The sequence below is a fragment of the Actinomyces oricola genome (assembly GCF_004104015.1).
In the GTDB taxonomy this organism is placed as follows: domain Bacteria; phylum Actinomycetota; class Actinomycetes; order Actinomycetales; family Actinomycetaceae; genus Actinomyces; species Actinomyces oricola.
In genome coordinates this window covers 1-21944 of sequence record NZ_RYFV01000007.1, presented here as the reverse complement: position 1 = coordinate 21944, position 21944 = coordinate 1, and the positions used below count along the sequence as shown (strand labels likewise).

Below are 21944 nucleotides of genomic sequence, written 5' to 3'. Positions count from 1 at the left end.
GACCCCTCAGCCCGCCTCGGGAAGTGTGCTGCCGGCCTCGGTCTCCTCCAGGTCCCCGCTGTGCCCCGCCAGCACTGCACGCCGCCCCAGGACCAGGGTGTAGACCCACAGGGCGGCCAATGCCAGGGCGCCAATGGTGATCTTGACCGCCCAGGGCATGGGGGCCGGGGTCACGAAGGCTTCAATGACACCGGCGACGGCCAGGGCGCCGGTCAGCCCGACCGCCACGGTCATCAGTGCACGCCCCTCGGTGGCCAGGGCGACCCCGCGGGAGCGGGGGCCGGGTACCAGCAGTGTCCAGAACAGGCGCAGCCCGGCCCCGCCGGCAACGAAGATGCAGGTGAGCTCCAGCAGCCCGTGGGGCAGGATGAGGGCGAAGAACTCCCAGAGCAGGTCGTGGTCGGCCATGACGGCGCCGGCCTGCCCCAGCATGACCGCATTGCCGTACAGGACGTAGAGCGGCACGAAGCCGGTCACGCCGCTGGCCACGCAGATCGCGGCAATGCGGGCGTTATTGGTCCACACGGAGGCGGCGAACTCGGAGGGCGCGTACTCGGAGTAGTAGGCCTCAAAGGATTCGTTGGCATACTGGTCCAGCATGGCCGGGGTGCCCAGTGCCGACATGGCCGCTGGGCTGCGCACCGTCCACACGGCAATAACCACCGCTATGGCGATCTCCACGACCATGACCCCCACCGTCCACCAGCGCACCCGGTACAGGGCGGCGGGCACGGAGTAGATCAGGAAGCGTTTAAGGTCGCTCAGGCGCGCCTCGCGCGTGCCCGTCAAGCGGCCACGGGCTGCCGCCACGCGGGTAGACATCTCGGCAATGAGCTGGGGGTCGGGGGCCCCGGTGCGGATGCGCGAAAGGTGTCGGGCGCTGGCCCGGTAAAGGGTCACCAGCTCGTCGGCCTCGGCCCCGGAGAGGCGACGGCGCGCCACGAGCGAGTCGAGGCGCTCCCACTGGTCGCGGTGCGCGGCAGCAAAAGCATCAATATCCACGCAGGGAGTCTGCCATGGTGAACCACATTGATTCCTCCTCCGAGCGAATGATCGAACGGGACCTCATGGTGACTGGGGAGGCGGTCGCCCTGGAAGTGGTCCCGGCCTCCGTGGGTGTCCGAATCATCTCCGGGCTCATTGACTACACCCTCTACAGCATCTGCCTCGCGCTCACGGTGCTGACCTTCGCCGCCCTGGTGGACAGGTTCGACCTCCAAGTATCGGGCGCGATGGCCGCCACCATGGTGGCTCTTTTCTTTTTCACCTGGGTTGTGCTGATCCCCCTGACCGTCGAGGTGCTGACGCGGGGGCGCAGCGCCGGCAGGCTGGTGGCCGGCAGCCGGGTGGTGCGCGACGACGGTGGGCCGGTGCGATTGCGCCACTGCCTGGTGCGGGTTTTGGCCTCCGCGGTGGAGGTGTGGTTCTTCCAGGGCATGATCGCGGTGGCGACCTGTGCGATAACGCGGCGCGGCAAGCGGCTGGGGGACCTCATGGCGGGCACCTATGTGGTGCGGGACCGGGCTGCCGGCCACGCCTCCCCACCGCTGCTCATGCCCCCGGAGCTGGCCGAGTGGGCTCAGGGAGCGGACCTGCGCGCCCTGCCGGGCAACCTGGCCCTGGTGGGCCGCACCTTCCTGCAACGGGCCTCGTCCCTGCGCCCTGACGCCAGGGACCGCCTGGGGCGCTACTTGGCCGGCCAGGCCCTGGCCTGCGTTTCCCCGCCCCCGCCCCTGGGCACGCACCCGGAGCGGCTGCTGGCGGCGGTCTTGACCGAGCGCAGGAATCGGGAGCTGCTTCTGGAGCAGCGCGACCGTCAGGCCGACCAGCGGGCCGCTGCGCAGTTCGCCCGCCCGCCCTTCGGGGTGCGCGCCCCGGGCTCCTGAACGGGGCCCGCTCCACCCTGTCGTGCTTCGACTCATGGGCGCACCGGCCGGGGCGCCTCACCCCGGACCAGACGGAGACCACCTCGAGGGCGGGGCTGCTCGGGGAGAACACTGCCAGCATCAACAAGCCCTTCCTCAATGCCGAGGGCAGGGGTGCCTCCCTGACGTCCTGGGCCTGCAGGCCCCCGCCGGCACGACCCCTGAGCTCTTCACGGTATCTCCCTGATGTCCTGGGCCTGCAGGCCCCCGCCGACGCGCTCGGGCCCGGCCAACCTCAAGGAAACCAGCGCGTCCACAGGAGTCAGGCGTGGCGGTGTTGCACATTCTTCTTGCACCAGCCTGTGAGGGATCGTTGGTATTTCAACGATCCCTCATCGTAGGGGGTCGGTTCGACAAGGATGAATGTGCAACGACGTACCCGTTCGCACATTCATCCCCTTCCCGGACCCCCAGATCTCGAGCAGATCCGCAGGATTCCGCGCCTCCCCACTCCTTGAGGGAAGAAAGAATGTGCAACCCCCAAGCCCGCACACCCCCAGGGGATCCCGGACGGCGCGACCCCTGGAGCCGGGTGGCACCCCTCTTAAGGACCCGGGCCGGCGCAGGCGGCCTCGCGCGCCCGTTACCTGGATCCGCCGGCAGCCGGGGCGCCTCAGGGGCGGGGGTCGGCCGAGTCGGCGCCTGACAGGGGACGGGCCTGGCCGGCGAGCAGGATGGGAACACCATTGCGCACGGGGTAGGCCAGGGCCGCACCGGGCGAGACCAGCTGCGGACGGCCCTGCTCATCCAGGTCGTCTACGAGTTCCCCTCCGGTTACCGGGCAACGCAGCGATTCGCGCAGCCAGGCCGGCAGGGCGCTGCCGGTCATCTCAGTCCTCCTTGTCCCCACGCAGGACGCGCAGGTGACCGCGGCGCAGAATCTCCCCCGTGGCCAGGGGAGGTGCTGCCGGCGAGACCGGGTCACGGGTGAGGGGGCCGGGCACAATGCCCCCTGGCCTGCCGGCGCGCTCGACGGGCTGCGGGGAGGGCCGGGGCACCCTGGAGGCCTCGCGCACGGCGTCGGCCAGGGCCAGCAGGTCATCCTCGCTGGGGGGCGCTGGGGCGAAGTCGGTGGCCAGGCGGATGACCTGCCAGCCGCGCGGGGCGGTGAAGGAGTCCACGTGCTTCTGACACAAGTCGTAGGCCTCGGGCTCGCGTTCGGTGGCCAACGGCCCCAGCACAATGGTGGAGTCCGCGTACACGCTCGTCAGGGTCGCCACAGCGGGGTTCTCACAGCCGGGACGCCGGCAGCGTCGGACGCTTCTCACTGACGCAGGCTACCGCGGCCGCCCCTGTTTTGCGTCCAGCCACCCCGGGCGAGCGCGACCGCACCGCTCACGGTCCTTCACGGTCCTCATGGGCGGTCAGGCCCCGCGGATGTCACCCCCGCGGCCGCGCCCTCCACGGCCGGCTCCCGCCCCGCCCATTAGGTGGGCGAATATGTGGCGAAACCGGCTTAGGGGACGCAACCAGCGCAGGCGCGGCCGCGCCTGCCGCCCCCGGAGCCGGTGGCCCGTAGGGTTGGGGGCGTGAGTCCCGTACAGCACCGCCCGACCGTCCGCGCTCCTGTGGCGCGGCGTCGTCGGGACCGGCACGGGCACGGGCTGCGGGGCCCTCTCATGCCCCCGGTTCTTCCCGGGTGGCGGACCCGGGCGGAGGTTTTCGACGACATGGTGGTCCGTGCGGCGGACGCCCTGGCCTCCCGAGTCCCCCAGGTCACCGCCATCCAGTTCGCCGTGGAGGAGGTGCCGCCCTCCGACCCTGCGCCTTGGGAGCGGGGTGTGGTGTTGGGCCGGGGTTTTACCGCCGATCCGCATGCCGGACTCCCGGCCCGTGTTGTCATCTACCGCCGCCCGGTGACCTTCCGGGCGCGCGACCGCGCCGAGCTGGCTGAGCTGGTCCAGCGGGTGGTGGTCGAGCAGGTGGCTCTCATGCTCGGGCGCCGCCCGGAGGAGATCGACCCGGAGGCTCGCTGAGGCCACTGGGCGCAATGCGCCTTGATGACGTGCTTGATGGCGTGAGGGGCGTTGGGAACGGGCCGCCGCAGGTGTCGCCCAGTGCGAAAGCTAGCGCAAGAGAATGGGGCGCCCGCTGAGGGCCGCGGCATCGGGCACCGCCGGGATGACGGCAATGAGTTCGCCTGGAACATCCCCCTGGACCGAAACGGTCACGACTGCGGCCGCACTGACGGCGTCCACGTCCTGGCCGCTGAGGGTGAGCGCTGTGACCCCCTGGGGTATTTCAGGGGTGAGGGTGGACCACGCCGGCACCGTGATCTCCTGGGTCCAGGACCCGTCCGCCGACCCCAAGGTGAGGGCGGCGTCGCGCGCCGAGGAATTGGAGAGCACGACCACCGGGGAGAGCCCCTGTTCGCGGGGCACCGCGAGGGTCGCCGAATCCAGGGTCCCGGGGGTGGTGGCCTGCACCCAGGCGATGTCATGGGCCAAGGCCCCGGAGCGGGCCGGGTACTCCCCGGCGCTGCGCACCAGGCGGACCGCGGCGCTCACCGGGGCGTCGGAGGTGACTCGCACCGCGTAATGCCCCGGTGCCACACCGCCCAAGGAGATATCGAACACCGCACCAGGGTCGATGACGACCTGCTCGGCGCCCGGCAGAGCCTCCTGCCCGGCGGCCCCCAGGAGGGAAACGGATACCGTGGCCGCCTCAGTGCCGGGGTTGACCACCCGCACCGCGGGTGATTGGGCGCTGACTGCTGAGGTCTGCGCATCGGAGCGCTCGCCCTGGTTCTCAGGTTCAACCAGGACTACGCCGGGCACACTCAGGCTGGTGCTGGGGGCGGCCCCACGGGTTAGGACCTCGGTTCCGGCGGGGGTTTCGCCGTCGAGGGATTCAGTGACCAGGACGGGCACAATGGTGCCGCCATCGGCCTCCACTGAGAGGGCCACCCGGTCGTCGGCCGCCCCGGCCGTCTCCAGGAGCAGCGCCACAGTCTGACCGGCGGGTACGGTCAACTCACCGTTGGAGGGCAGGGCGAGGCGACCGGTGGAGCCGTAGAGGGACACTCTCGCTTTGACCGTGGTGGTCCCGGGGTTGGTCATGCGCAGTTCGGCGGAGGAGCCGAGCGCGGTCGACCCGCCGACGAACCAAGAGATCGCTGAGGCGGGGGAGCAGGGTGCGGCGGTCAGCCCGCGCAGGTCCCCGTCGGGGGTCAGCGTGGTGGATACGCCCACGACCCCCCCAGCGGGCGAGTCTTGCCCGGCCACTTCTCCGGCCACCAGGTGCAGGGTGCCGCCCTCGCCATCAGTGCGCACCGTGGGCGCCGAGGTGTCCAACTCCTCCTGGCCCCAGGACAGTGCCGAGGCGCCGGGCAGGGGGGTGATGGTGGTGGTGCTCGTGGTCTGCCCCAGGGCGACCGCGCCCAGCGTGTTCCTCGGGGCCGCCGGGCAGACGAAAGGAGTGTCAGTGGTGGTGGCCAGGACGTTGACGGCGCTCACTGGGCTTGGAGGCACTGGAGGGGTGAGCGTGCCCCACCAGGCCAGGCTCACCACGGCGGCGAGCAGTACGGCGGATAGGAGCAGGCTCGCGGCGTGCCGCACGGCCCGGCGTCGACGGCGGCGCGCACGCCTGCTGCGGCCCTTGGCGGATGCGGGTCTTACCGGCTTGGAGGGGGTCATGCTGAGATCCTCCGGCGTCGCAGGGGCAGGGAGGCCAGGGCCACCAGGCCCCAGGTGACCCAGATGGCCGGGGCCATGGTCGCGGTGGTGCCTTCGTGGGTGACCACAAGCTCCCCTCCGCCGGCCGGGACGGTGAAGGCCTGTCTCCAGGTTCCCTCGGGACCGGGCACGGTGGCGGCTTGAAGCGGCTGCCCGTTGAGCGTGGCCCGCCAGGCCGGGTCGGCCCGCTCAGCCAGGACCAGGGTGCTGGCCGGTTGAGCGGCGGGCACCGTGGCCGTCAGGCGGGTGCCTCTCCACGGAAGAGTAGTGCTCCGCCCCTGGTCGTCGACTAGGGCGGCCCGGGCCGGCTCAGCACCGGTGCTGGGGGTCACGCGCCAGGAAATGCCAGCGGCGGTCTGGGTCAGTTGCTCCAGGCCGGGCGTGGCGTCCAGGCCCGCCTTGACCAGTGCGGTGGTCTCGTCGCCGGGCCGGTCGGCCAGCAGCACTACGGCGATGCCGTGGGCGGCCAGCTGGTCGGCAACGGCCTCGTCCTGGCCGGCGGCCCCACTGGCGACAATGGTGGCCAGCTCGGCGTCGGCCTGATCCAGCAGCACGCTTTGGGTGGTGTCGGAGGCCGGTCCGCCCAGGCTCAGGGGACCGGTGTCAGTGCGCGCGGCGAGTTGGGCGGCGGTCACCGCCGGGATGGTGTCCGCCAGCAGGGTCCCTTCCCCGCGCCACAGGGAGACCTCCAGGCCGGAGTCGGTGGAGGTGAGCACCAGGACCCTGCCGGCGGCCCCGGAACGCTGGATCTCACTGGCAATGATCGGGATCTGTTGGCCCCCGGCCCGCAGGGCCATGACGGAGGCGGCCCTCCCCTGGGCGTCGGAGCCGGCGGCGGCCAGGGCCCACGCTCCCCCGGCCGCCAGGGGCCCGGCCAGGGCCAGGACGCTCATGACAGTCAGGGTCAGGCGGAGCCCGCGGGTGGGGTGACGCACCAGGGCGCTGCGGGCGGCGTCCGCGGCGGCCAGGGCGGAGGTGAGAAGTCCCACCAGGAGCAGTGAGACAGCGGTTCCGGGCCAGGCGGTGGCCAATTCGGCGCTATCGGCCCCCGGGGCGGGGCCCACGCCCGAGGGGAGGCGGGCGGCCGCCAGCGCCAGGGCCAGCGCACCAGCCGCGCCGAGGAAGCCCATGCGCGCACGCGCCCCGTGGCGGCCGCTCAGGAGCAGGCCGGCGACGGCCAGGACGGGTACCAGGGCGAGCACGGCCTTGGCCGCCAACGCCAGGAGCGGCGCAGTGAGAATGGAGTCCAGGTCCTGGGGCAGGCCCAGGAGCATCTCCATGGCGCTGGGGGCCGGTGCACTCAGGGGGGCGCCGGGGTCGGTGAGCAGGTACTGGGCCGCCGCCAGCCGACCTGTGGAGGCCCAGATGTGCCAGGCGCGCCACCAGGAGGGGGCGGCCGTGGCGACCACGGGGGCGAGCGTGAGCAGCAGGCGCGGAGCAGACCGCCAGGAGGCGACCATGAGCACGAGCAGGGCTGGGATCACGACGGCCGCGGTGGCCGGGGCTGCCGCCACAATGGCGGTCAGCAGTAAGCCCGCCACCGCCGCGGCGGTGGGCGACCCGGGCCCGTAGTGCTGGGCGGTCCCTGTTCGGATGGCGACCACCCGGGGGTCGTCGGCCGGGACCTGATCGTCTTCGTCGTCGTCCTCAGCCGGGTTGCCGTCCTCTTCTGGAGATGCGCTCTCCTTGGCCTCGTCAGCGGCCCCGTCGGCCTCGACGCCCTCCTTGGGGAAGCCCTCGGCGTCGCCGGCCCCCTCCGCGGCGGGGGCGGGGGATGACGGCTCGGCGCTACCGTGTCGGCTGTCGCCCGCGGCGCCGGCCCCGGTCTTCTCCGCAGTGTCGGGGCCGGGGTCAGCGGCGTGCGCGCCCGGCCCGGGGGCTGACGCGCGAGCCCGCGTACCGGTAGCACTGGTGTCCTGAGCCTCCTGGCCGGAGTCCCGGGAGGGCTCCTTGTGGCCCTCGTTCTGGCCCTCGGGCTCATCCCCGGAGGCCCCGCCCTGATCCCCAGACTCCTCCTGGTCCTCGGGGACCTTGTCCTCGTCCGGGAGGCCCTCCTCGTCCTCAGGTACTCCCAGGTCCTCAATGCGCTCGTGGGCGAAGCGCTCCAGTTCGGCGCGCTCCTCATCGGTGAGCTGGTGGGCCCCCACCAGCCCGGACAGGACCAGGTCCCGCCGGTCGGCGCCCACGGCCCGCGCCAGGGCGGTCAGCGCCCAGGGAAGCACGAGGTGGACGAGGACGGCCGCCAAGCGCCCTTGGCCCACAGCCAGCAGGAGCGTGGGCGACAGGGCCCAGACCAGGGCGGCCCAGGCCCGCAGGCTGGTGCGTCTCGTAATGGTTCCCGCAGCCGCCCAGGCGCCGGCCGCCCCCAATGGCAGGGCCAGGAGGAGGAGCAGGTGGACCAGGGAGTCGCCGGTCAAGCCCACAAGGCCTCCCAGGGCCTGGGGTAGGGCCAAGACGGCCAGGAACGGGGTCAGTGTTGCGGGGTAGCCGTCGCCGGACGCCGCCCAGGTCGCCCAAGCGGCGTCCCAGTTCTGGCGCCACTCCTGCCCCAGCGAAACCAGGGCCCCCCCGGTCAGGGAGCGCGCCACAATCACTGACGACATGCCCACCAGGCCCAGGGCCAGGGCCACCAGGAGGACGGCCGCGAGAACCCAGCGGCGGCGGCGCGCCAGGGCCTGTAGTTCGCGAAGCTCCAGCTCGCTGGGGGCTTGGGCCCGGGCCACCCGTTCCCGCTCCTGGCGGGCCCGGTCACGGCGCACGACGCGGATCTGAGCGGGATCGAGGTAGAGCTCGGCCACCACTGTGCGGGGCACGGCGGTGAATGCGGCCAGGCGGCGGCGCCCCTGGCGGATCCGGGCGGGCCTGCTCGCCACGCGCAGCGCCGCAATGAACTCGTCGCGCGCCAGGGCGGGGTCTTTGGACAACAGCCTCCAGGCGGTACGGACCAGGCCCAGCAGCACGAACCAGGTCAATAGCAGGCCGACGGGGCGGGTGGAGAAGGTCGCCCAAGCGGTCAGCTGGGCGATGCGCCGTGGCCGGTAGCTGCGGTCGGGGTCGGGCAGAAGCGGCGCCTTCGTCCGGCGCGCGCCCGTTCCGCGCACGCGCACCCCCAGGTAGGAGGCCCGCCGGTGGCGCACAACGGCCTTCGGGGCCACCACAACGCGATACCCGGCCAGGCGCACCGCCCGGGACAGCTCCAGGCCGTCCCCGAAAGGAGCGAAGTAGGGCGAGGTGCCCCCCACCTGCTCCCACACGGCACGATCGACGAAGGCGCCCGCGGTACCCACCGCCAGGACGTCACTGCGGTCGTCATGCTGCCCCTGGTCGATCTCCCCGGGGACGATGTCGTTGGCGCGGCGGGCCGAGGCCGTGGTGCGCAGGCCCACCTCCAAGAGGATTTCAGGGTTGTCCCAGTCGACCTGCTTGGGGCCGACCAGGGCCACCGAGCGGCCCTCGGCCGCGGCGCTGACCAGCTCCTCCAGGCAGGTCGGTTCTGGGGCCGAGTCGTCGTGGAGGAGCCACAGGAAGTGCTCCCTGGTGGCGTCCTCATCCTGCAAGGTGCTTTTCTCAGAGGCGGTGATCGGCGACAGGGCGCCGGTGGGGCCGGTCAGCTGCGCGGCGGTCAGCGAGCCGGGCCGGGCCAGGGCCCCGGTGGCCACTGAGGTGGCGCCCGAGTCGGTGGGCAGGCGCCGACGGTTACCTGCGGTAATGAGCGCTGCGTAACGCTCCATGCCCTGGGTGACGGCGCCCCCGAAACTCGTGGCGTTGGCGACGCGCACAATGCGCACATCGCTGACAGCGTCCAGGCCGGAAAGCTCAACCGCCTCCTCGACGGGGCTGCCGTCGCCCAAGCCGTTGTCGCGCGAAGCGACATCAACCACGAGGACGACCTCGGGGGCGTGTGTTTGACGCGCCAGGGCGCGCAGGGTGCTAGGCAGGTAGGGGGTTACGCCGGCTGAGACGAGAACGGCTAGCGTCTCAATCCCATGGGCGCGCCCACCGAGGTCCAGGGCGCCCGGAGCAGTCATACCGCACGGCGTTTGAGCTTGCGGCGCTCGCGCTCTGACAGGCCGCCCCAGATGCCGAAACGCTCATCACTGGCCAGGGCGTACTCCAAGCACTCGGCGCGGACCTCGCACGAGGCACATACGCGCTTGGCTTCACGGGTGGAGCCACCCTTCTCAGGGAAGAAGGCCTCCGGGTCGGTCTGGGCGCACAGAGCGCGCTCCTGCCAAGCAAGGGGGCCCTCGTCGACATCGTCGCTGCCCATAAGGAGCTGCACGGCACTGTCAGCCTCATCGATCCGCGCTAGCGGACCTGGGCCGAGGATGTTCCACATGGCCGCCTCCCTTCCGGGTCGACATAAAGACTACGCAAAATTACATGGCTGTAGGTCGGCCTGCGTCAAGCCGTAGAGCCAATCATCACCGACTCGTGACCTTGGCGTGTCGGGCGTTTCGCGGGCCCCGCAGGACCCTCGCCAGCCCCGCCCCGGGGGTCTGGAGCGGCCCACCTGTGTCTGTGGACACACACTAAGATCACAGGAAGATAACGTTGATATCACAGGAGCTTGGAGTCTACCGGCTGCTTGAATTCGGAGGGTGGCCGACACCTTGATCACGATCCTCCCCACGCCCGCCGACGCCGATCGCCCCTGGCTGGTGTGGTACGCGCGCAGCGAAAGAACCGAGTTCACCGGGCGAGTCCTGTCCATGTGGCACTCCAAGGCCGCCGGACTCATTGCCGCTGAGTCGTCTCCCGGCTCCACCGTCCAGGTGACGACCCTGCCCCACTGGCGCACCATGGTGTGGTGCGCCGGCGCCTGGCTGGCCGGACGCCCGGTCCTTCTGGGCCCCCGCAGCGGATCCGACGACGCCGGTGAGGCGCCGGGCGTCTCGGTTGCCTTCGACCAGACGGACCTCGACCAGGACGCTGAGGCCCAGGTGCTGGTGCCGCGCGCCTCCCTGGCGCTGCACTGGCCCGGTGAACTGCCGGCACTCGCCATCGACGGCGTCGCCGACCTCATGGCCCTCCCCGACCACGTCCCCGCCGCCGGCACCCACGATGGCGCCCCCGCCCTGGTCGCCGTTGACGAGCGGGGGCGCAGACGCGTCCTGACGCGAGCGGACCTGGTCGCCGGCCTCCCCCCGGTGGCCCGCGGCCCCCGGCCCGTCCTTGTGCGCGAGACGACCGCGGAGCCCATGGTGCGCGCCGTGCTCGCGGCCTGGCGGGCGGGGCGGGGGGCCGTGATCGTCTGCCCCCGGGCCGACGACGCCCTCGCCCGGGCCGCCGCCCGCCAAGAGGGCGCTATCCCCTTGTGAGGCGCCCTGGTGAGGCGCCGTGCCCCTGCCCGGCGGGGCTCAGGGGGCGCCAGCGACGCCTTGGCGGATCGCCAGGCGCCGGGCCCCTGCCCGGCGGGGCTCAGGGCACGTCGGCCTGGACCAGGCTCCCGGCGCCTTCGACGGCCAGGGTGCGCTCCTGGGCGGTGACGAAGACGGACTGGCCACGTTCCAAGGAGAGTTGGCCCGCCGGCGTCGTCACCAGAGTGCGCCCCTCGACTCCCAGGAGAATGCGCGGGCCACGGCCGGGAACCTGGATGCGCCCGTCCTCGGGCACCACCGTGGTGACCATGAGCTCGAAGTCGTCCACCGGCGCGTAGTAGGCGCGCGTAGCCCGGGAAAGGTACTCCGGGGCAGGTCGCACGGGCGGGGCGGCCACATAGTCCACGCAGGCCAGCATCCGGGGAATATCGACGTGCTTGCGGGTCAGGCCGGCCCGCAGGACATTGTCGGAGGAGGCCATGATCTCCACCCCCAAGCCCGAAATGTAGGCGTGGACGCAGCCGGCGGGCACGAAGAGCGCCTCGCCCGGGTTCAGGGTGACCGGGTTGAGCAGGAGGGCGGCGACAACTCCGGGGTCGGCGGGGAAGGTGCGGGCCATCTCCACGGCGTTGGTGTCCACCCGCAGGGAGGGGGAGGCTCCCGCCTTCAGGCGCGCGGCGATCTCCTCAACCAGCGCCGCCACCTCGTGGGGTCCCGGGCGGGTCTCGGCGCTGACCAGGTCGGTGAAGGCCTGGCGGATGCCGAAGCGGGTGGGGTTCAGGCGCAGGGTGCGGCGCATGCGCCGGGCCAGGGGGGACTCCAGTCCCGCGAGGACTTCGGCGGCGCGCCTGGGGGCGCGGAAGCCGGCGACGGCCTCGAAGGGCTCCAGGGCCAGCACCATTTCAGGCTTGTGGTTGGTGTCCCGGAAGTTGCGCCTGGGATCCTCCAGGGCAATGCCCGCCGCCTCCTCGGCCTCATAGCCTTCCGCGGCCTGCGACAAGGAGGGGTGGACCTGCAGGGACAGGGCCTGGGCCGGTGCAATGACCTTGAGCAGAAAGGGCAGTTGCGGGCCGAAGCGCCGCACCACGTCCTCGCCCAGGACCAGGTCGGGGGCCGAATCTATGAAGGTGGTCAGGGTAGTGCCGTCCCCCAACCGCGCCGTTCCACAGGGGTGCGCCCCCAACCAGAGCTCAGCCCAGGGCCCGCCGTCGCCCTGCCGGCCCAGGAAGTCCGGGATCGCAGTGGTCGAGCCCCAGTCGTAGCACTGCCGAGCTCCCTCGATTCGTTCCATGCCGGCCACGCTACAGGTGCCGGGGAGCAGGACGCATACCGGTGGCAGCCGGCATGCGCAGGCGCCCCGCGGGGCGACTCATACCGCATGACGGCCCGAGATGCGTCAGACTGTGCCCATGCGAGGAATCATCCTGGCCGGAGGCTCCGGCACGCGTCTGAACCCGATCACCTTAGGCACTTCTAAGCAACTCGTGCCGGTGTACGACAAGCCGATGATTTATTACCCGTTGAGCACGCTCATGCTCGCCGGCATCCAGGATGTTCTGGTCATTACCACGCCGCACGACGCCGCTAGTTTTCACCGGCTGCTCGGCGACGGCTCCCAGCTGGGCGTCAGCCTGTCCTACACGGTTCAGGAGGTCCCCAACGGCCTGGCCCAGGCCTTCGTCTTGGGGGCCGAGTTCATTGGCGACCAGAGCGCCGCCCTGGTCCTGGGCGACAATATTTTCTACGGCCCCGGTATGGGAACCCGGCTGCGCCGCCACACCACCCCGGAGGGCGGGGTGGTCTACGCCTATCAGGTGGCCGACCCCAGCTCCTACGGCGTGGTGGAGTTCGACTCCGACCTCAAGGCGGTCTCCATTGAGGAGAAACCCGCCCGCCCCAAGAGCGACTACGCCGTTCCCGGTCTGTACTTCTACGACAACGATGTCGTGGAGATCGCTAAGAATCTCAAGCCCTCGGCCCGCGGTGAGTACGAGATCACCGACATCAACCGCACCTACCTGGAGGCCGGCCGCCTCACCGTGGAGGTCCTGCCCCGCGGCACCGCCTGGCTGGACACCGGCACCTTCGACTCCCTGGCTGATGCCACCAGTTTTGTGCGCACCGTCCAGCACCGCCAGGGCCTCAACATCGGTTGCCCCGAGGAGGTGGCCTGGCGCATGGGCTTCATCGACGACGAGGGCCTGCGCTCCCGCGCCGAGCCGTTGGTGAAGTCCGGCTACGGCCAGTACCTGCTGAATTTGCTTGAACGCGGGCGGAGTTGAGCGGCACCGGCCGGGCCTGAAACACTCACTGCACTGACTGGCATGGACGGCGACATGGTGAACGATGAGCGCGCCGGGGGAACAGCCACCGCCATTCTGATCCGCACGTTTGACGGGCGATCGCTCGGCCCCGATCGAGCAGGTGCACACGCACAATGACCGGGACGAGAGCCAGGATCAACAGCGCGGCGACGTTAGCGGCTGTATTCGCCGCCGCCATGGTCGTTGTCGCCTGCGGACCCGAATCCGCCCATTATGGCATAACGCCGTACGTACTGATCGCATCGCTGGCCGTCGCCTCACTGGCACTGCTGATCAGAAGCAGAACCAGGAAGGCCATGGAACGACGCAGTCGGGATCAGGCGATCGCGGAGGCCGTCCATCAGGACAGGCTCAATCTCACTGAGCATCTGCATCACATCATCTCGAATCGGATCGCCTCTATCGCCGTTCAGGCGAGCGCATGCCTGCTCGCGGACGAATCCGATCCGCGCGTCGCGCTCAGAACGATAGAGTCGGACAGCCGCGCCGCCGCCCGGGAAATGCGTAGGCTCCTGGCCCTACTACAATCCAACACCCATGTCCCGGTACTTACCGCGCCATTGGAACAAATCTATGCGCAGGCCAGCGCCTCCGGTGTCAGCCTGACAGTCGAACACACAACAACCTTTCACAGCAGGGACGCGGAAGAAGCAGCATCGTTGGTGATACACGAGTCCCTCATGAACGTCCTGCGGCACGCCGGCGGCGCACCCACCGAGGTGAGAATTAGCAGAGAAGGCGAGAACGTCCGCATCATCATACATAACGAGACCCCCGAGCCCGCGCCGCCCGCCTCGCCCGGCGCCGGGATTGGACTGCTCCTGCTGCAAAAGAAGTGCAACCTACTCGGGGGGAGCATCAGTTCAGGCGAAACGTCGAACGGATATATTGTCGATGCAGCCATCCCTGATCCTCGGGACGACTGATGGAAAAAAGAATCAGAGTTCTCATCGTTGACGACCAGACACTGCTGCGCCGCTCGCTCACCACCATACTGGAAAGCAGCGGGGGCATCGAGGTGGTTGGCGAGTCCGGTTGCGGAGCGGATGCGATCAAGGACGCCCTCCAATTCAAACCCGATGTCATACTCATGGATATCCGAATGCCGGGCGAGATCGACGGAGTAGAGGCCACCAGAAGAATCCACTCGCACCCCTCCCTCGCAGGGACGAAGGTGTGCATGCTCACGGTTTTCAACGAAGATCAAAAGGTTATCCAAGCCCTACGCAACGGTGCGGTGGGGTATATAACTAAAGATGCGCCACCGGAAGAGGTCATCAATGCGGTGCGCTCCTTGCAGCTGGGACACTCGGTCCTCCCTTCAGGGGCACTATCCCTGGCGTTAGTGCCGTCTCCCCCCATTCACACCCCGACAAGCATCAAAGAAAAACTGACCCCTCGCCAGGCCGAGGTCCTCACGCTCATCGCCACTGGAATGTCCAATGCGGAGATCGAGGCCGCCCTGCATATCACGCACTCCACATTGAAATCTCATGTCGCCGCACTACTGAAGAACCTTGACGCCCGCGACAGGGCGCAACTGATCGTGGCCGCTTACGAAGGCGGCCTGGTCCAACCACGATGTTCTCAAACGACCACCGGGAAGAACCAACCATAACCGGCTCTTCCTATCTGAGGCGGAGTGGGTGAGTCCTCCGGCGGTGAGGAGCATGCGGAGGCGGTAGTGGTCGCGGTTGCGCAAGGCCCTGGGCGATGCGTCGCTGGAGCTCGACGAGTCCGTTGATTCTCCTATGTTTGCCTCGGCGCCGCCGTTGGTGGAGCGGTGGGTGTCGAAGTAGACCGGGAACGCATCCCGCCGTTGTTTGACCTGAGTCGTGCAGATCCCGTAGAGCGAATCATGTTCCCGGCCGCGGTGGCCGTGGATCTCTAGCTGGAGGCGGCGGACCTCATCAACGGCTTGGGCGGCGAGCTCGACTACGTGGAAGGCGTTCAGGACCACGGTGGCGTCGTCGAGGCGGTCATCGGTGGCGTTCTTGTAGCCGTGGAACGGGTCCAAGGTCGCCACCTCGACCCCGCCTGAGTCCTGACGGTTTAGTGCCCTGCGGTGTTCAGGTTGTTGAGGATTTGCTGTGCGGTCTGGGTGATCTGGGGTTGGGCGGTGATTTGGTGTCCGTTGACGCTGATGGTGACTTTCTGGAGTGGCCGCAGCTCGCGCACGAGTCGTTTGATGCTCATCCCGGCGGCGTTTTGTAGGTGGCGGGCTACTGCCAGGGCGGCCATCACCACTGTTAGGTGGGCCTCGATCGCGTCGTGGGTGTGGTGGAAGATAGGCCGTGCCCGCAGGTCGCGGAAGGACATGCGGAAGGACTGCTCGACGTGCCACAGCTCGTGGTAGGAGTCGATCACCTCACCGGCCTTCATGATGCTGGCGGGGATATTGCTCACGTAGCCCTTGAGTCCTGCGAGCCGCTTAGCGCGGGCCAGAGCCTTCTCGTCCAGGACCTGGTCGCCCTTACGGACGGTGACGAACCTGGTGGCCTTCGGGCGCTTATCGCCGGCGACCACCGCCCGCGCCCGGTTCTCCTGAGCGGTCAGGGTCTTGTTGTCGCGTGCGAACCTCCTGGCGCTGTAGGCCCAGAGGGCCCGCCACGACCCCGGGTACTCCCGGGGGTCCCAGGTCGGCTCGTCCCGAACGGCCTGGTCGCGTTCCTTACTGGTAGGAGGTGTCAGCTGGTTTGTGGTGCGCCACGAGGTGGTGTTGTTTCGAGTGGGGGTGAGAGGACTCTGCTGCTGGCCTGTCGTGGCAGGTTGGTGAAGCTGGCGGCAGCCTGATCCGGGGGACGCCGGGGAGGGTGGGAGCAGCCGCGACGAAGTCGAGTCGGTCCAGTACTGCCGGATGGGTCGGGCTCGGTGAGCGAGACGGGAGGGTGTACGCAAGGAACCGGTGTTGTAAAGCTTCTTGACAGTTGGCCAGCTCGAATCCGGTGGATATGGGCTGGTGGGCGGTGCGTACCTCGTTGGTTTCGGCGGGCGAGGGAACTCCTGGGAGGGTCTGGCGTGTCTGGCCTGGGAGGTCACGGTGAATGTCCACGGCGTAGCCGTGACGAGGCCGCAGGAGCAAAGCCGGGCGCCATGCCTGTTGATCGAAACACAGTGAACGTGGGAACCGTGTGTGTCGCGGTCCTGGTGCCGGAGGGCCGGCCAGGCTCGTGGCGTCGGGATAGGCGCGTGGTCCGCTGAAGGGCGCGCACGGGGCGGAGCCGTCGTAGTACTCCGAGACCGGGAAAGCCGGTCGCATGGGGAAGGGCGGCAGTGTGTTGAGCAAGGAGAGGACTGCTATGGTCGAAGATGCATCGGTGAATACCGGTGCTTCGCTGTGGCCGTCACCGCAGGTGGCGGCGCAGCGGGTACGGCGGATGCAGCTGAAGTTGCACCGATGGGCGCGGGAGGATCCTGCGCGTTGTTTCGGTGATCTGTGTAACCTGGTCTATGACCCGGCGTTCCTGGTTGACGCGTTCGCGCGGGTGGCTGGGAATCGCGGGGCCAGGACGGCAGGAGTGGATGGTCTGACGGTCGGTCAGGTCCGGCTCTTGTTCGGGGAAGAGGAGTTCCTGACCGGTATCGGTGGGCAGCTCCGGGCCCGCACGTTCCGCCCGTCGCCAACGCGGCGGGTGGAGATCCCCAAGGCCAACGGGAAGATGCGCAAGTTGGGCATCCCGACCGTGGCCGACCGGGTGGTGCAGGCGGCTTTGAAAGCGGTGTTGGAACCCATTTTCGAGGCGGATTTCAAACCGTGCTCGTATGGGTTCCGGCCTAACCGGCGCGCGCAAGACGCGATCGCTGAGATTCAACACATGACCACTCGTGGTTACGGGGTGGTTTTGGAGGCGGACATCGTGGCGTGTTTCGATGAGATCGATCATGTCGCGTTGATGGACCGGCTCCGGCTTCGGGTCTCGGATAAGCGGCTGCTCGCATTGGTGAAGGCGTTCTTGCATGCCGGGGTGATGACCCAGTACGGCATGCTGGAAGACACCTTGACAGGCACTCCGCAGGGCGGGATTCTCTCGCCGCTGCTAGCGAATATCGCGCTGTCGGCGCTGGACGAGCATTTCGATGCCCAGTGGCACGATCAGATGCGGACCTCGCATGCGCGGGAGCGTCGGAGACGTCTAGGCAAGGGCAACTGGAAGCTGGTCCGCTACGCCGATGACTTTGTCATCGTCGTTAACGGCCAGCGCCATCACGCCGAGGCGCTCAAGACGGAGGTGGCAGGCGTGCTGGCCCCGTTGGGGCTTCGCTTGTCGGAAGAGAAGACCCGTATCGTCGATATCGACGAGGGGTTCGTGTTCCTCGGGTTCATGATCCAGCGTCGACGGAAACGAGGGACTTCGAAGTCCTACGTTTACACCGTGCCCTCACGCAAGGCGATCCAAACGATCACCGATCGTGTCTCGGCCGCGACGTACAGATACACCCTCAACCAGGGCCTGGATCAGCTGCTGGCGCGGCTGAACCGGATGCTGGCCGGGTGGGCGAACTATTTCCGGCACGGCGCATCCAAGAGCACTTTCAACGCGATCGATTCCCATGCGTGGAGACGTATCGCGGGATGGCTGCGACGCAAGCACAGCATCGGCCGCAGGCAACTGCGCCGGTTCTGTGACCGGGGCTGGAGATTTGCCAGCAACGGGGTGGTGTTCACCGGCGCCTCCAGCGTCCCGGTGACCCGGTACCGCTACCGCGGTGCGAGCATCCCCACCCCGTGGACACCGAAACCCTCGGCATAACAGCCGAACATCGGCATCAGCACACGGAGAGCCGGATGCGGTGAGAGTCGCACGTCCGGTTCGGCGGGCGGGTCCGGGGAAACGGGCCAGGAGCAATCCCGGCACCGCGCCCCGGCCCGACCCAACTAAGGGGTGTGGTCTGAGTCTGAAGGAGACGAGACTGTGAGTATGACTGTGAGTGAGGAACGGGCCGTGCGGCCCCGTGAGGTTGCTGAGGCGTTGAAGGCTTCGGGAGCGTTGGATGGGATCTTCGCTCAGATCGATGCTGGTACCCCGTTGACCGGGCAGGACGGCTTGTTGACCGGGGTGGTCAAAGCGGCCCTGGAGCGGGGCTTGGTAGGCCGAGCTGAGCGAGCATCTGGGCTACGAGAAGGGCGACCCGGACGCGGCGGCGTATCCGAACTCACGTGGGTGGCACGAGTCGTAAGACGACCAGCACCGAGGTCGGGGACGTGGATCTGGACGTGCCTCGGGACCGGGCCGGCACGTTGTACCGCGATGCTGGTGCCCAACGGTGCAGCGCCGTCTGGACGGGCTGGACGGGATGATCATCAGCTTGTACGCCGGCGGAATGACGGTGCGAGACATCCAGCACCATCTGGCTGTCACCATCGGCACAGAGCCGGTGCCACGAGACGATTAGCAAGATCACCGATCAGATCAGCGAGGAGGTCTTGGCCTGGCAGACCCGGCCTCTGGAGGCCCTCTACCCGGTGATCTACCTGGACGCGATCATGGTCAAGATTCGTGGCGGGGCTCATGTGTCCAACAGGGCCGCCCATATCGCCGTGGGAGTCGACATGGAGGGCGTCAAGCACGTCCTGGGGATCTGGGCACCTGGCCCATGAGGGGGCCAAGTTCTGGGCCGGGGTGTGCGCCGAGCTGGCCAACCGCGGTATCCAGGACGTGCTGGTCGTGTGTTGCGACGGCCTGACCGGGTTCCCCGAGGCGATTCAAGCGACCTGGCCCCAGGCCACCGTCCAGACCTGTGTGGTGCACCTGATCAGGGCCGCTACGCGCAACGCGAGCCTACAAGGACCGCAAGGCCGTGTGCGCCGCGCTCAAACCGGTGTACCAGGCCGCTAACGAGGAGGCCGCTCTTGAAGCCCTGGCGGCCTTCGAGGCCAGCGAGCTGGGCCGGCGCTACCCGGCGGCGATCAAGACCTTCACCGATGCCTGGGACCGGTTTACACCGTTCCTGGCGTTCCCACCGATGCTGCGCCGAGTGATCTACACCACGAACTCGATCGAGTCGCTGAACTACCAGCTGCGCAAGATCTCGAAGAACCGGGGCCAGTTCCCCTCTGACGCCGCTGCTGTGAAGCTGTTGTGGCTGGCGATCTGCAACATCGAGGACAAACGCGCCCGCCAACGCGCCAAAGAGAAGGGACTACCAGCCGGCAAACGCCGAGCCGCGGGCCGGCTCGTCGAAGGGGCGATAACCACCAACTGGAAACAGGCCCTCCAACAACTGGCACTGGCCTACCCAGAACGAATCAACCCCCACCTGTGACCCAAACCACTTATCACAAAATCCTTGACAGGCTCCGCCACGGCGGTGGCCTCGATGAGCCAGCGCAGCAGCATCACGGCCTGCACCCAGCAGGTCGCTGCCCGCTGGTGGGGGCGCACGTCATGAGCGCGGCGGTGAGCCGACAACCACCGTGCCACGGTGCGCGCGGTAGCGGAGGGGACGTCGAGGGTGGCACGATAGGACAGCACGCGGAGCCTCCTTGCGAACAGGTTTTCTTGGTCGAAAACAACTCTGACGCACGGCTCCGCGTGCCTTCGTCTACGACACACCCACCTCCCCGCACCACTCCAACCATCTTCGCCCCTCGACCCCCACTCCCAGTGAGAAAGACTCACTGTTGATACACTGCTGATACACTGTTTTCGTGACTATTTGAGCGCTCCCCCTGACCTGCGTTCGAGGCCGTGTGCCCGGCAGGTGTCCGTCACGTCTTTGGGATTCTGCTCATGCCTCACATCCTTTCTTCACCGGCGTTCACTGCTGCGGGTTTGCATCTGCGTGTGGACGGGCTGTCGTTCTCCTACCCTGATCGGCGGGTGCTCACGGACGTCTCGTTCGTTGTCTCCGCCGGCGACCGCGTGGGCCTGATCGGCGAGAACGGGTCGGGCAAGTCGACCCTGCTCAGAGCGATCGCCGGAGTCCTGCAGCCCTCGGCGGGCACGGTCACGATCAACACGCCGGAGACGGATCCACCCGTTGTCGGCCTACTCCACCAGGAGCCCCCGTTCTCGCCGACGGCGACCATCACCGAATCCTTGGAGTCGGCCCTCCGGCCCGCGCGTCGGGCTGCTAAGGCGGTGAGCGCCCTCGGTTCCGCCCTCGCGAAAAACCCCGACGCCCCGGCGGCCGCCGACGCCTATGCGAGCGCCCTGGAGAGAGCTGAACGTCTCGGGGCGTGGGACGTCGATATTCGGATATCTGCGACGCTGAGCGGGCTCGGACTCGGAGATCTCAACCGCGACAGGTTGACGGGCGCGCTCTCGGGCGGGCAGCGCGCTCGGCTCGCCCTCGCCTGGTTGCTGCTGAGCGCACCCGATGTGCTGCTCATGGATGAGCCGACGAACCACCTTGACGATTCCGCGATCGCCTATCTTGTCAGCGTGCTCACCGCCTGGCGGGGACCGGTGCTCTTGGCCAGCCACGACCGCGCCTTCCTCGATGAGACAGCCACGTCGCTGGTCGATCTTGACCCGTCCCCACTCCCGCACACCGTCGCGGCGCCACTCCTTGATGACGGCGATGACGGCACGGGCACCGGTATCGGGATCACCCGCTTCACCGGCAGCTACAGCGACTATCTCGCCGCACGCGCCAAGGCACGGATGAGGTGGGAGCAGCAGTATCGAGACGAGCAGGCCGAGCTCTCCCGGCTCGGCGCGGCAGTCAAGGCCCAGCACACGGTCGGGCACGTCGATTGGCGGCCGCGCACCGAAGTTCGCATGGCACAGAGGTTCTACGCCGACCGTAACGCGCGGGTGGTCTCTCGCCGCGTTAACGACGCCCGAGCACGCCTGGCGCTCCTCGAAGAGCAGCAGGTGCGCAAGCCACCGCGAGAGCTCCAGTTCCAGGGCCTCACCACCGCCGGCGACTCGCAGGTCGTCGGCGCGCCCGAACCCGTCCTCACCGCTGTCAACGCGACCGTGCAGGGACGCCTCCGAGCGACGTCGGTGAGCATCAGTCGAGGCGAGAAATGGCTCGTCACGGGACCGAACGGGTCGGGCAAATCGACCTTGCTCGGTCTTCTCGCCGGAGAACTGGACCCGAGCACCGGGCGGGTCACCCGCTCCCCCAGCGACCGCGTTCGGCTGTTCGCGCAGGAAACCACCCTGCCCGATCCACAGCATCGGGGCGCCAGCCGTACGGCGATCGAGGCGTATACGGATCTTGTCGGTATCGATCGGGCATCGCGGGTGCCGCTGGACTCCTTCGGGCTCATCGGCGACCGCGACCGGCACCGTCCCGTCAACCAGCTGAGCGTCGGCCAACGGCGCCGTCTCGCCCTGGCGGTGATTCTGGCAGACCCGCCCGAGCTCCTGCTGCTCGACGAACCGACGAACCACTTCTCCCTCAGCCTCGTCACCGCCGTGGAGGAGGCACTCGCCCACTACCCCGGGACCGTCGTCATCGCCTCGCACGACCGATGGCTCCACAACCGGTGGACGGGCAAGCGGATGACGCTTCCGGGTGGTGTCATAGGGTCGTAGCAACAGTGCTGGTTAGAGGCGGGAGGTTGTGTTGCGTCGGATGTTGACGATGTCGGATCGGGCTGCGATCGCACGGGGGCTGGAGCAGGGCTGGTCGTTGCGCAGGATCGCTGAGCGGATCGGTCGTGATGTCTCGGTGGTCTCGCGGGAGATCGCCCGCAACCAGTAGGGCTTGTGGGTATCGGCCCGTGGGCGCGGACGTGACCGCGCA

At 68.7% G+C, this 21944-nt stretch carries 17 protein-coding genes and 2 pseudogenes; 9 read left to right on the top strand and 10 right to left on the bottom strand.

Translation table 11 applies throughout. From position 1 onward, the window contains the following. Nucleotides 1–6 precede the first annotated feature (6 nt). Nucleotides 7–1002 carry a stage II sporulation protein M gene (locus EUC46_RS04320; protein ID WP_128772966.1) on the bottom strand — a complete coding sequence of 332 codons (996 nt, stop codon included), beginning with the start codon at nt 1000–1002 and terminating at the stop codon, nt 7–9. Nucleotides 1003–1016: 14 nt separating this feature from the next. Here EUC46_RS04320 and EUC46_RS04315 point away from each other — a divergent pair, with 14 nt between their 5' ends. Further along, nucleotides 1017–1886 carry an RDD family protein gene (locus EUC46_RS04315; RefSeq protein ID WP_128772965.1) on the top strand — a complete coding sequence of 290 codons (870 nt, stop codon included), beginning with the start codon at nt 1017–1019 and terminating at the stop codon, nt 1884–1886. A 652-nt stretch (nt 1887–2538) separates the two neighbouring features. Here EUC46_RS04315 and EUC46_RS04310 read toward each other — a convergent pair. Both EUC46_RS04310 and EUC46_RS04305 read right to left on the bottom strand, forming a co-directional pair. Continuing rightward, nucleotides 2539–2754: a Trm112 family protein gene (locus EUC46_RS04310; RefSeq protein ID WP_128772964.1), complete on the bottom strand. Its 216-nt coding sequence runs from the start codon at nt 2752–2754 to the stop codon at nt 2539–2541. Between the two features lies 1 nt (nt 2755). Then, entirely contained in the window at nt 2756–3193 is a 438-nt protein-coding gene (locus tag EUC46_RS04305; protein ID WP_128772963.1) for a DUF3499 domain-containing protein, read from the bottom strand. A gap of 261 nt (nt 3194–3454) precedes the next feature. Here EUC46_RS04305 and EUC46_RS04300 point away from each other — a divergent pair, with 261 nt between their 5' ends. Continuing rightward, nucleotides 3455–3901, top strand: coding sequence for a metallopeptidase family protein (locus EUC46_RS04300; protein ID WP_241655384.1), 447 nt, complete (start codon nt 3455–3457; stop codon nt 3899–3901). Nucleotides 3902–3991: 90 nt separating this feature from the next. Here EUC46_RS04300 and EUC46_RS04295 read toward each other — a convergent pair whose 3' ends face one another. From EUC46_RS04295 to EUC46_RS04285, 3 genes are read right to left on the bottom strand one after another with little or no spacing between them, the layout of a single operon-like run. After that, a complete protein-coding gene (locus tag EUC46_RS04295) occupies nt 3992–5560 on the bottom strand; it encodes a DUF5719 family protein (RefSeq protein ID WP_241655383.1) in 1569 nt (522 codons plus the stop codon). After that, nucleotides 5557–9627: a glycosyltransferase gene (locus tag EUC46_RS04290; RefSeq protein WP_128772962.1), complete on the bottom strand. Its 4071-nt coding sequence runs from the start codon at nt 9625–9627 to the stop codon at nt 5557–5559. Before EUC46_RS04290 ends, EUC46_RS04295 begins: the two co-directional genes overlap by 4 nt. Next, nucleotides 9624–9869, bottom strand: coding sequence for a WhiB family transcriptional regulator (locus tag EUC46_RS04285; RefSeq protein WP_241655397.1), 246 nt, complete (start codon nt 9867–9869; stop codon nt 9624–9626). The genes EUC46_RS04290 and EUC46_RS04285 overlap by 4 nt, the downstream gene beginning before the upstream one ends. 331 nt (nt 9870–10200) lie before the next feature. On the opposite strand from EUC46_RS04285, the gene EUC46_RS04280 reads away from it, so the two are divergent. Further along, nucleotides 10201–10920: a TIGR03089 family protein gene (locus EUC46_RS04280; RefSeq protein ID WP_128772960.1), complete on the top strand. Its 720-nt coding sequence runs from the start codon at nt 10201–10203 to the stop codon at nt 10918–10920. 100 nt (nt 10921–11020) lie between these two features. Here EUC46_RS04280 and manA read toward each other — a convergent pair whose 3' ends face one another. Further along, a complete protein-coding gene (gene manA / locus EUC46_RS04275; RefSeq protein ID WP_128772959.1) occupies nt 11021–12211 on the bottom strand; it encodes a mannose-6-phosphate isomerase, class I in 1191 nt (396 codons plus the stop codon). Nucleotides 12212–12329: 118 nt separating this feature from the next. Between manA and rfbA the strand changes: the two genes are divergently transcribed. From rfbA to EUC46_RS04260, 3 genes are all read left to right on the top strand, one after another. Further along, complete coding sequence (rfbA, locus tag EUC46_RS04270) at nt 12330–13202, top strand: glucose-1-phosphate thymidylyltransferase RfbA (RefSeq protein ID WP_128772958.1); 873 nt, start codon at nt 12330–12332, stop codon at nt 13200–13202. A 155-nt stretch (nt 13203–13357) separates the two neighbouring features. Continuing rightward, entirely contained in the window at nt 13358–14170 is an 813-nt protein-coding gene (locus EUC46_RS04265) for a sensor histidine kinase (RefSeq protein WP_128772957.1), read from the top strand. Continuing rightward, nucleotides 14170–14862: a response regulator gene (locus EUC46_RS04260; protein ID WP_128772956.1), complete on the top strand. Its 693-nt coding sequence runs from the start codon at nt 14170–14172 to the stop codon at nt 14860–14862. Before EUC46_RS04265 ends, EUC46_RS04260 begins: the two co-directional genes overlap by 1 nt. On the opposite strand, the gene EUC46_RS04255 is transcribed toward EUC46_RS04260, so the two are convergent. Beyond that, nucleotides 14749–15270: a transposase gene (locus EUC46_RS04255; protein WP_206645892.1), complete on the bottom strand. Its 522-nt coding sequence runs from the start codon at nt 15268–15270 to the stop codon at nt 14749–14751. The two genes, EUC46_RS04260 and EUC46_RS04255, sit on opposite strands and share 114 nt — an antisense overlap. Before the next feature lie 26 nt (nt 15271–15296). Beyond that, nucleotides 15297–16007 (bottom strand): annotated as a pseudogene (locus EUC46_RS04250) (IS1634 family transposase); the annotation flags it as partial. Nucleotides 16008–16543: 536 nt separating this feature from the next. Here EUC46_RS04250 and ltrA point away from each other — a divergent pair. From ltrA to EUC46_RS04230, 3 genes and pseudogenes are all read left to right on the top strand, one after another. Further along, nucleotides 16544–17995, top strand: coding sequence for a group II intron reverse transcriptase/maturase (gene ltrA / locus EUC46_RS04245; protein WP_128772955.1), 1452 nt, complete (start codon nt 16544–16546; stop codon nt 17993–17995). Between the two features lie 168 nt (nt 17996–18163). After that, a pseudogene (locus EUC46_RS04240) lies at nt 18164–19508 on the top strand (IS256 family transposase). A 467-nt stretch (nt 19509–19975) separates the two neighbouring features. Next, nucleotides 19976–21733: an ABC-F family ATP-binding cassette domain-containing protein gene (locus EUC46_RS04230; RefSeq protein ID WP_128772954.1), complete on the top strand. Its 1758-nt coding sequence runs from the start codon at nt 19976–19978 to the stop codon at nt 21731–21733. A gap of 12 nt (nt 21734–21745) precedes the next feature. Here the strand turns inward: EUC46_RS04230 and EUC46_RS13415 are convergent. Next, nucleotides 21746–21944: hypothetical protein (locus EUC46_RS13415; protein ID WP_421701247.1), on the bottom strand; the 199-nt coding region annotated here is incomplete at its 5' end.